Source organism: Dyella sp. (assembly GCF_035486915.1).
In the GTDB taxonomy this organism is placed as follows: domain Bacteria; phylum Pseudomonadota; class Gammaproteobacteria; order Xanthomonadales; family Rhodanobacteraceae; genus Dyella_B.
Genome location: NZ_DATHMR010000158.1, coordinates 1 through 9,727, shown reverse-complemented (window position 1 = coordinate 9,727; position 9,727 = coordinate 1). Strand labels below are relative to the sequence as shown.

Below are 9,727 nucleotides of genomic sequence, written 5' to 3'. Positions count from 1 at the left end.
CCGGGCGTTTTTTATGCCTCTGCGCCCCCAGTCCCAATACCCCACCTCACCGTCATTCCAGCGGAAGCTGGAATGACGGTGAGGTGGTCTGTGGCCCAATGGTGGTGCCAAAAGTCACGGTGACTCTTTTCCCCCAATACCGGCACATAACCATTACGCTAAGCCGGTATATCCAACGGGGAGTCACCATGAAGTCGAGTCGTGCCGTGATTGCATGGTGCGGGCGCAAGCCTGCATTGCTTACCTTGCTGCTTACCTTGAGCAGCACTGCCATGGCGACGGATACGCCTCCTCCGCAATACCCCAACTACCCCAGCGAAACGCCATCCGCGTTCAAGCCCGTCACCAGCAGCTACGACTACGTCGAGCGCGACGTGATGATCCCGATGCGTGATGGCGTCAAACTCAACACCGTCATCCTGATTCCGAAAGGCGCCACGCACACAGGTATCGTGCTCACGCGCACACCTTACGATGCGAAAGCACTCACGCATCACGTCATGAGCGGCCACCTCGGCCCGATGCTCGAGGGCTATGACAACGCCACCGACGTGATTGTCGAAGACGGCTATATCCGCGTAATTCAGGACATCCGCGGCAAGTACGGTTCCGGCGGCGATTATGTGATGAACCGACCGGTGCACGGACCGCTCAACCCCACACCCGTCGACGATGCCACCGACACGTACGACACCATCGACTGGCTTGTGAAAAACATTCCCGAATCGAACGGAAAAGTCGGGACCATCGGCATTTCCTACGACGGCTTCGAACCGCTGATGTCGCTGGTCAATCCGCATCCGGCGTTGAAAGTCGCGGTGCCGATGAATCCGATGGTCGATGGCTGGATGGGCGACGACTGGTTCCATCAAGGCGCGTTCCGTCAGCAGAACATGTCTTACATCTACGAACAGGTCGCCACACGCGATAACAGCGACAAGTGGTGGACCAACTATCACGACGAGTACGACCTGTTTATGCAGGCCGGTTCCGCGGGCGAGCTCGGCCGTCAGTACGGCATGGAGCAACTCGGCTTCTGGCAGAAGACGGTCGCGCATCCGGCGTATGACTCGTTCTGGAGCGATCAGGCGGTCGACAAGATACTCGGTACGCAACCGTTGAAAGTGCCCACCATGTTGGTGCACAGCCTGTGGGATCAGGAAGACATTTACGGCGCGCTCGCCGTGTATCGCGCGATCAAGCCCAAAGACAAGAACGGCGACATGGTGAAGTTGGTGATGGGCCCATGGCATCACGGCCAGGAAATCGAAGAAGGCAGTTCGCTCGGCGCCATTCAATTCGGTAGCGACACGTCCAAATATTTCCGTGAGCACATCCTGCGTCCGTTCCTGGCGCAATACCTCAAGGACGGCTCGCCAAAGGCGGACGTCGCGCCGGTCACGGCTTATCAAACGGGCACCAACCAATGGCAGCGTCTGAGTCGCTGGCCGCTCGCGTGCGAGGACGGTTGCGCAACGAAGAGTCGTGCACTGTATCTGCTGCCCGATAACAAACTCGGTTTTAGCGCTCCTTCTGGTAGCACGGCGTATGACGAATACGTCTCCGATCCTGCGCATCCGGTGCCGTTCCGTGCGCGACCGATCCAGCCGATTGGTTACGACAACGGTCTGACATGGCCGCAGTGGCTGGTGGACGATCAACGCGAGGCGTCGGGCCGCACGGATGTCGTGACGTACGTGTCCGATGTGCTGACCCAACCGCTTGTCATCAGTGGTGCGCCCGTTGCGCATCTGGTGGCATCGACCAGCGGCACGGACAGCGATTGGGTCGTGAAATTGATCGATGTATATCCTGACCAAGTCTCCGCTCAACCGGAGATGGGCGGTTATCAGCTGCCGATTTCGATGGATATTCTGCGCGGCCGTTATCGTGAAAGTTTTGACAATCCCAAACCGCTTGCTGCGAATCAACCGCTGGCGTATAGCATCAATCTTCCCGCGGCCAATCACGTGTTTTTGCCAGGTCATCGCGTGATGGTGCAGGTACAGTCGAGCTGGTTCCCGCTCTATGACCGCAATCCGCAAACCTTCGTGCCCAACATCTTCTGGGCCAAGCAGGGCGATTTTCAGAAGGCCACACAGCGCATCTATCACGCGCCTGAACAAGCCAGTTACATCGCGCTGCCTATCATCAGCCATTGATGATGTCACGTTCACTTCCTCTCCTCACTCGCGGAGAGGAAGTGAATGTACGTAGACGAAAAATCAACGCGATAGCCAATCGGGGACTTCCCTCGCGAACCCGCTTGGGTGTAGAACCGGAGTCACCCGTTCTTACATTCCCTGTTCGACAATGAGCGACATCCATTTTCTTATCCGTCTCGCCGAGGATGACGACGACTTCATTCTCGGTCTGGTTCCGCGTTTCGTGGATTTCTCGCTGCCTAAATGGCGCAAGCGGCATGAATGCATCGAAGGCATTCGCAAAGACTTAGGTCGTCATCTGGACGAACAGCCCGCAAACAGTTACGTATTCGTCGCGGAAAACGACGACGGAGATCGTGTCGGGTTCATTCATCTGCAGAAGACGCAGGATTACTTCACCGGCCGCATCAACTGCCACATCTCCGATCTGGCCGTTTCACCGCGCCACGAAGGCCAGGGCGTAGGCAAGGCGCTAATCGCTCATGCAGAAGATTGGGCGCGCGAACATCAGTGTCAGCTGGTGACGCTGGCCGTTTTTCCGGGCAATGAGCGTGCCCGGGCGCTCTATGAGGCGGCCGGTTATCACGTCGATCTACTGAGGCTCGCCAAACCGACGCATTGAGGCGCACGGTGAATCCCTTCGCGTCCAGCATGCCTTTCGTCACTGTTGCAAGAACGCAAGATGCGATGTGCTGATGGCTTGGCTGTTGCTGGGGTGAGTGATGCAAGGGGAAGGTTCCGAATCGTCGATGACGCGCCGCGATCTGCTGCGCATGATCGGACTGAGCGCTGGTGGCGCGGTGATGTATCAGGCCATGAGCAGCCTCGGCTTTGCCGCAGCGTCCCCTTACAAGGGCACGCCGACACTGGAAGGCACGCCGCATGGCTCATCGGTGCTGATTCTCGGCGCCGGGCTGGCCGGCATGGTGGCCGCTTACGAATTGCGCAAGGCCGGCTACAAAGTGACTGTGCTGGAGTACAACGCCCGTCCAGGTGGTCGCAACTGGTCGTTACGCGGCGGCGATACCTACACCGAACTCGGTGGCCACACGCAGCATTGCCGCTTCGATCGTGGTCTGTACTTCAATCCCGGTCCTTGGCGTATTCCTTATCACCATCGCGGCATCCTCGATTACTGCAAGAAGCTTGGCGTGCCGCTTGAGCCGTTCGTGCAGATTAATCACAACGCGTACGTGCACAACAGCAAGGCCTTTGATGGCAAGCCGCAACGCTATCGCACCATCAATGCCGATTATCGGGGATACACCGCGGAGCTTCTCGCCAAATCCACCCAGCAGGGCAAGCTCGATACGCCGCTGAGCAAAGATGATCAGGCCATCCTGCTTGAATCGCTGCGCGATTGGGGTGCGCTGGATAAAAACTACACGTATGTATCGAGCCCACAGACCAGCAACCGGCGTGGGTTCGATAAGGCGCCGGGCGGCGGTCTTTCCGGCAAACCAATGCCGTCACAGCCTTTGCAGCTTCACGATGTGCTGAACTCGCATCTGTGGAAAGGCCTGACAGAAGGCGAGGTCTACGAATTCCAGACCACGCTATTCCAGCCTGTGGGCGGCATGGGACGCATCGGCGAAGCATTCGGCCGCGAACTGCAAGGGCTGATTCACTACAACGCAAAAGTCACCGCCATCCAGCAGGATGGACACGGCGTCACCGTTGCCTACGAAGATTCACGCCATCCAGGCAGCACGCAGAAAGCACACGCGGATTGGTGCATCTGCACGATTCCGCTTTCCATTCTCAGTCAGATTCCCATCAATGTCGGCCCTGCCATGGCCGACGCGATTGCTGCCGTACCGTATGCCGGCACGGTGAAAGTCGGTCTGCAATTCAAGCGACGTTTCTGGGAAGAAGATGAAGACATCTACGGTGGCATTACCGCTACGGACCTTCCCATCAACAACATCAGTTACCCCAGTTGCGACTTCAACACCGGTGGCAAAGGCGTGCTGTTGGGCGGCTACATGTGGGGACTTAGCGCCTATGAATTTACGGCGATGGATCCGGCCGAGCGCATACGCCGAACGGTCGAATACGGCGCGCAAATCCATCCACAATACAAGACCGAATTCGATAACGGCGTCGCTGTCGCATGGCACCGCTCGCCTTTCACGCTGGGCTGCTTTGCAGCGTGGTCGGATGAGCTGCGCGACAAGCATTACGGCAACCTTTGCCAGATCGATGGGCGTATTGCGCTCGCAGGCGAACATGCTTCCTATCTTCCTGCCTGGCAGGAAGGTGCTGTGACCTCGGCGCTGGATCTGATCGAGCGCCTTCATCGGCGCGTCATAGCAGGAGGCGCGGCATGAGGTCGTTATTTGCGCAGTTTCTCGCTGCAGCGTTTCTTTTCGGCGGCATCAGCGTTGCGCACGCACAATCTTCAGACAGCGTGCTCTATACGCGAGACACGCTGAAAAACGCCAACGGCGAGGCCATCTTTCACAACATCTGCCAGGGCTGCCATATGCCCGATGCCAAGGGCGCTATCGGCGCCGGCACCTATCCTGCCTTGGCGAGCAATCCGAAACTGGCTTCAGCGCAATACATGGCGGCGGTCATTCTTTTCGGTCGGCATGACATGCCTTCGTTTGTCACCAAGCCGTCAGCCGGCGAGAGTTTCGCCGGAGGCACGATGTTGACGGACGCGCAGATCGCCGACGTCATCAACTATGTGCGCACGCATTTTGGCAATCACTACACCGACAGCATCACTGCGGATGACATCAAGGCGATGCATCCGCAGGACGCGCAACCGAAGCCAAAGTCCTAGCCGCAATCACTATTGCCAGGAAACAGTGACACCATTGCGTATGCTTCCTGAGGGCAGCGTCACCAGGGTAGTCCCATCTTCGGGATACCATGTCCAGTGCGAAATGGTTTGGCCACCAGCGGTTATCGACTGCGGCTTTTCGGTAGCGTGAATGAGTAGTTCATAGGAGCGCGTTTGCGGTTGGTTTGCATACGTGCCCTTTGTCGGCGCAATGACAAGCCGGTGCGACCCATCCTTGTCGGTGACGTAGTGCATCGCCGTCGTCGCATACTGGCCTTGCGCGTAGGCGAGCGAAACGCCATCGTCTTCATACAGATTGAAGTCGCCGTGTCCTGAGCCGTAGACGTTGACGATGACCGTGTCGAGCGGCTTGGCGTTGGAGTAATCGCTCACCGGCTGCTCCGGAACAATCGCGCCTTCGCGAACAAACACTGGCATCTCATCCACCGCGTAGTGTGTCGTAAACGATGCACCGCCGTCATGATGTTTGCCGGTAAAAAAATCGATCCATTCGCCCGGCGGCAAATACACCGTGCGATTGCCGCTTGCATCGAGCACGGGAGCAACCAGCATATCGTCGCCGAAGAAGTATTCGTGCGAGTGCTGGTAAGCCTCTTCCAGATCGGGATACTCCAGATAAAGCGGCCGCAGCAACGGCATGGACTGTGTATGCGCCTGCCACGTGTAGCTGTAGACGTAAGGAATCAGCTGAGTGCGCAGCGTGAAGTACTTCCTCATCAGCGCAACGCCCTTGTTGCCGTACTCCCACGGCATGCGCACATTACCTTCCTTGGGATTGGCGTGCGCACTGTGCATGCGCAGGATGGGACTGAACGTGCCGAATTCGATCCAGCGCGCGTAGAGATCGAAATCGATTTTCGCACCGTGGAATCCGCCAATGTCGTGACTGATATATGGCACCAGCACGTTGCCGCCACGCGTTGTGAAGGCGACTTCATAAGCAAGCACCGGCCATTCCGAATACGTGTCGCCGGTGAAGAAGGCGGGATACCGCTCGCTGCCCCAATCACCGTATCGACTGAGAATAAAGCCGCGTTGACCGGAAACTTGCTGAGTGAAATCGTAGAAAACCTTATTGGTCCACAGCTGTTTATTCAGACCTGGCATGTCGGCAGCACCGCCACCGCCATCGACCCACCACACATTCACGCCGGCCTGCATGAGCGGTGCGTGCAGGTCACGCATGAACACATCGGCCTGCTTCTGATCGGATAGATCGAAGGCTATGCGGCCAGGCGGCGCGACATCGCGAATCGCCACCGGTCCACCCAATATGCCTCCGCCCTGCTCGCCCGACTCGACGCGCAAGGCTATTTCGTTCTTCGTTCCGGCCTTCACGTACGGCGTGATGTCGGCGTAGGTCAAACGATTCGGCCACTGCACGTCGCTGTGTTTGACCTCCTGCCCGTTGACGAACACGCGATACGATTTGCCGACTTCGCCCAGCCACAGATAAAGCGATCCGGTGGCGGATTCCGGCAATTTGAACGAGGTGCGATACCACGCCACGCCGTCGTAGCTCTTGTAGCCCTGCGCCTGCCAAGGCTCATCGGTGCGTATGTGCTTCCAGCGACCGTCCTTGTGATCGACGGCATACCACTGTTCGCTCATGCCTTGATCGTTCGGATCGGTGGAAAACTTCCACGTCTTGCCGATATCGATATCGACCGTCGGTGTGAGCGGCTGCGGCCGTCCCAGATCCTGCAACACTTCCGATGCGTGACTGTCGCTATGGGAAAGAATGCTTTCGTCGGTACCGGCGTAACCGGGATGATCGTTGAGACTCAGCTTGATACCGCGATCGTGCAACCACTTCAGGAATTTGTCGGGATGTGGAATCAGCGGACTCCAGTCGTAACCGCCATCCCAACCGTAGTTGTGCCACGCGAAGTCCAGCACGAGCGTATCGAAAGGAATATGGCTCTGGCGCAGGCGCGTGAGTTCTTCTTCCAGATGCTGTTGGTTATAGCGTTCAAAATCTGGCTGGCGCGCTTCAGCAGTGTTGGGGAAATACTCGAAATTGAAATCGGTGATCCATGTGCCCAGCGTATAACGCGGGATCATGGGAATCGGCCCGCACAGTTGTGCGTACTCGTTAAAGACGTTCTGGTAATCGTGGTAGTAGGTGAACAGATACCAGTCCTGGCCGTAAGGCTGCGCGCGGGGTTGTATCCAGTTTTTCTGCGCGTTCCAGAGCGGTGTATGGCTGTCGTCGATCAAGGCATAGCCGCTTCGGCTCAACAAACCGGGTTTGGCTTTTTCGAGCGGAATGTCGATACCGGGAATGATGTCGTTAACAGGACTGTCTCGATCATCCTTCGGCAAATTATCCTGACTGACGTGATCGAGCGAATAAGTGAGCCCACCGAGGTTTTGCGTGTCGACATCGCCGGGTTGCCAATTGTGTGCACCGCCCGTGTTTTTCCAGGTGATTTTCAGGTTGTCGGCGGTAAACGGACCGGAGTTGAGTTTATAGCGCAGCGTCATCGCGCTGCTGCTAAGAATCAGCCAGCCGTCTTTCTTGATCGACGTCACCGGCACGGCCGGCCAATCTCGCTTTTGCACCACTGCTGTAGGCGCATCGACGAATATGCCGTTCGGCGAATATTCCATGCGCACGAGCGAGGGCGTCAAAAATTCAAAGCGTGCATTGCCCGATGCCCCGCCCTTGGGCTGCGTCTCCACGCACGACACAAGCGATAGGGAAACAGACGTGGCAAACAGCCATGCCACAACGCGGTTGGTGCGGTGAAGGCTCATGCAGACACTCCTACCTCTCGCGGGATGTTGTAGCGAAAGGTAGCAGGTTTAAGTGCCTAGGCAGTTGTGAAGCCCGTCAACGTATGCCGTATCAGAAACTTCGCCCGTCAAATTGCACGCGTTTCAGATCGGCGACGTCCACATTTTCCAGGCACCGCACGTTCACCGCGGCCATGGCCTTACCATCCTGCCCTGTCCCGAAACTGACGGGTGCACATCCGCAGTCGGGACAGAACTGATGCTGGATCATATGTTTATTGAAAGTGTATCGGGACATATCGGACTGGGGCGTCGTGAGCGTCAACTGCTCACGCGGCACGAACCATAAGAGGAACCCTTTCCTGCTGCAGTGCGAGCAATTGCACTCGATGACTTGTGTCAACTCGCCTTCGACGTCGTACGCGATGCGTCCGCAATGACAGCTGCCGTGGTAGCGCATAAAAGTCCCCGATCAGTGAGACGCGTTAATCATTAAACAGATCGAGCAAGCGCACAACTAAAAGCGCTTGATCAACCGCCCGGCCCGCGTCGCCGGGCTGCTCCATTCACAAGCAGCATTTTGCGATGGGTGTCTCAGAGTTAAGACGATTTTTTTGCGTCATGACATCGGCGCGACATCTACTGCGATTTCGTTTTCACTAGCCGCGAACAGGCGTAAGATGCCTGGGTCGCGCGGTCTGTGCACGCAACACCCGTTATTCGCAGCACCCATTTCCGTTCATCGTGCAGACCCGTACGGAATCAGCATACAGGGACGTCTAGCCAACCTATGCAACCGTCGAAGACAAGCGCAAGGGAATCTTTCGGCTGCGGCATACCTGTTGCCATTTCCTTGGGGGCGCAAACACTGCCTTGGAATAGCCGTGCATGTGAGGGAGACCGCAACGCCCGAATGCCGCGCGATACATCGTGTTTTTCATTCGACGTGTCAAAGGAGTTGGCTATATGAAAATGACGCATGGTTTCAAAGCAGCCGTTTTGCTTACGCTCGCCGGTGGTGTTATGGGGCATGCCCCCTATGCGATGGCGCAACCGGCATTACCAGCGGTGTATGCGGCTATCTTCGTTGAAGGCACTTATACCGATAAAACGAGTAGCGGCACGATCACGCAAGCGTATCAACCGGAAATAGTAACCGTACCTGCGACAGGTAATTCTCAGCAACCGGGAATCTCTAACGAAACCGTATCTCAAGCGCAACAGCAGATACTCGGCTTTACTTCCAACAACACGCTCAACAACGCAACGAGTCAAATCGGGCCAGGCGTGGTGGAGTGCACCTACAACGGAGGGAACGGCTGCATCGTCTCCGGCACCATGACTGGTAACTATGTCGTGTTAGGTGGATGTGTCAACGTGCAAGGTTTCAACGAAACATTTAGCGTTGACCAGGTGAACAACCCTGATGAGCCAGAAGGTGGTATCGCTCTGGCAGTCAATGCATCGGGCTCGTTAAGCCTGAACGGCGCATCTGTTAACCCTGGAAATTACGATTACGGCCAGAAGTTTCCGCTCACATGCACTGTGAATGTCGTCACCAATGGTGTGACGACGACACAAACGCTAACGGGCAAAGTCACTATTGGTGACGACATCATCAATAATGACAGTGCCGGCAATATCGTCGACAACATCCTCGTTGCCGTGCACGTGACCGGCACGGTACCTGATGGTCAAGGTGGCACCATTACGGTTGACGAGAGAATTGGCGAGGCTTCTGTACCCAGTGGCCTTACGTCCTACAGCCTTTCGATGTCTGTTCAACCTTGTTGCAGTATTTGAATCGTCACGGCATCCAAAAAAAAGCCGCCCAAGTGGGCGGCTTTTTCATCTACACAAACATAATCAGTTCTTGGTCTGGTTCGCCGCTTCGGCTTCTTCGCGCTGGGCGAGACGCTGGCCCACGCGATCGATATTCCCCAGCGAAAGCAGGTGCGCGTAGATCCACGCCATCGTGCCATCATTGACGTACTTGTGCACGGTTGGGGCG

The 9,727-nt window shown here is 56.7% G+C and carries 7 protein-coding genes; 5 read left to right on the top strand and 2 right to left on the bottom strand.

Translation table 11 applies throughout. The features are described 5' to 3' along the window. Positions 1-188: 188 nt before the first annotated feature. The 4 genes from VK725_RS12490 (at position 189) to VK725_RS12475 (ending at position 4,956) form a co-directional block, all read left to right on the top strand. Positions 189-2,162 (top strand): CocE/NonD family hydrolase, encoded by a 1,974-nt coding sequence (locus tag VK725_RS12490; protein ID WP_325318382.1) that lies wholly within the window; start codon positions 189-191, stop codon positions 2,160-2,162. 151 nt (positions 2,163-2,313) lie between these two features. Next, entirely contained in the window at positions 2,314-2,787 is a 474-nt protein-coding gene (locus VK725_RS12485; RefSeq protein WP_325318381.1) for a GNAT family N-acetyltransferase, read from the top strand. A 100-nt stretch (positions 2,788-2,887) separates the two neighbouring features. Further along, complete coding sequence (locus VK725_RS12480) at positions 2,888-4,495, top strand: flavin monoamine oxidase family protein (RefSeq protein ID WP_325318380.1); 1,608 nt, start codon at positions 2,888-2,890, stop codon at positions 4,493-4,495. Beyond that, a complete protein-coding gene (locus VK725_RS12475) occupies positions 4,492-4,956 on the top strand; it encodes a cytochrome c (protein WP_325318379.1) in 465 nt (154 codons plus the stop codon). Before VK725_RS12480 ends, VK725_RS12475 begins: the two co-directional genes overlap by 4 nt. 9 nt (positions 4,957-4,965) lie before the next feature. On the opposite strand, the gene VK725_RS12470 is transcribed toward VK725_RS12475, so the two are convergent. Continuing rightward, positions 4,966-7,737 (bottom strand): TIM-barrel domain-containing protein, encoded by a 2,772-nt coding sequence (locus VK725_RS12470; RefSeq protein WP_325318378.1) that lies wholly within the window; start codon positions 7,735-7,737, stop codon positions 4,966-4,968. Positions 7,738-7,828: 91 nt separating this feature from the next. Next, on the bottom strand, positions 7,829-8,176 hold the full coding sequence (locus VK725_RS12465; protein ID WP_325318377.1) for a GFA family protein: 348 nt from the start codon (positions 8,174-8,176) through the stop codon (positions 7,829-7,831). A 506-nt stretch (positions 8,177-8,682) separates the two neighbouring features. Here VK725_RS12465 and VK725_RS12460 point away from each other — a divergent pair. Further along, the gene (locus VK725_RS12460; RefSeq protein WP_325318376.1) at positions 8,683-9,519 is read left to right on the top strand and encodes a hypothetical protein; all 837 of its coding nucleotides are present in this window, start codon (positions 8,683-8,685) and stop codon (positions 9,517-9,519) included. The last annotated feature ends 208 nt before the right edge of the window (positions 9,520-9,727 follow it).

Coding starts and splice junctions, on each gene's coding strand:
- VK725_RS12485 (WP_325318381.1), top strand. CDS start 2,314: ATGAGCGACATCCATTTTCTTATCCGTCTCGCCGAGGATGACGACGAC.
- VK725_RS12480 (WP_325318380.1), top strand. CDS start 2,888: ATGCAAGGGGAAGGTTCCGAATCGTCGATGACGCGCCGCGATCTGCTG.
- VK725_RS12460 (WP_325318376.1), top strand. CDS start 8,683: ATGAAAATGACGCATGGTTTCAAAGCAGCCGTTTTGCTTACGCTCGCC.
- VK725_RS12465 (WP_325318377.1), bottom strand. CDS start 8,176: ATGCGCTACCACGGCAGCTGTCATTGCGGACGCATCGCGTACGACGTC.
- VK725_RS12470 (WP_325318378.1), bottom strand. CDS start 7,737: ATGAGCCTTCACCGCACCAACCGCGTTGTGGCATGGCTGTTTGCCACG.
- VK725_RS12490 (WP_325318382.1), top strand. CDS start 189: ATGAAGTCGAGTCGTGCCGTGATTGCATGGTGCGGGCGCAAGCCTGCA.
- VK725_RS12475 (WP_325318379.1), top strand. CDS start 4,492: ATGAGGTCGTTATTTGCGCAGTTTCTCGCTGCAGCGTTTCTTTTCGGC.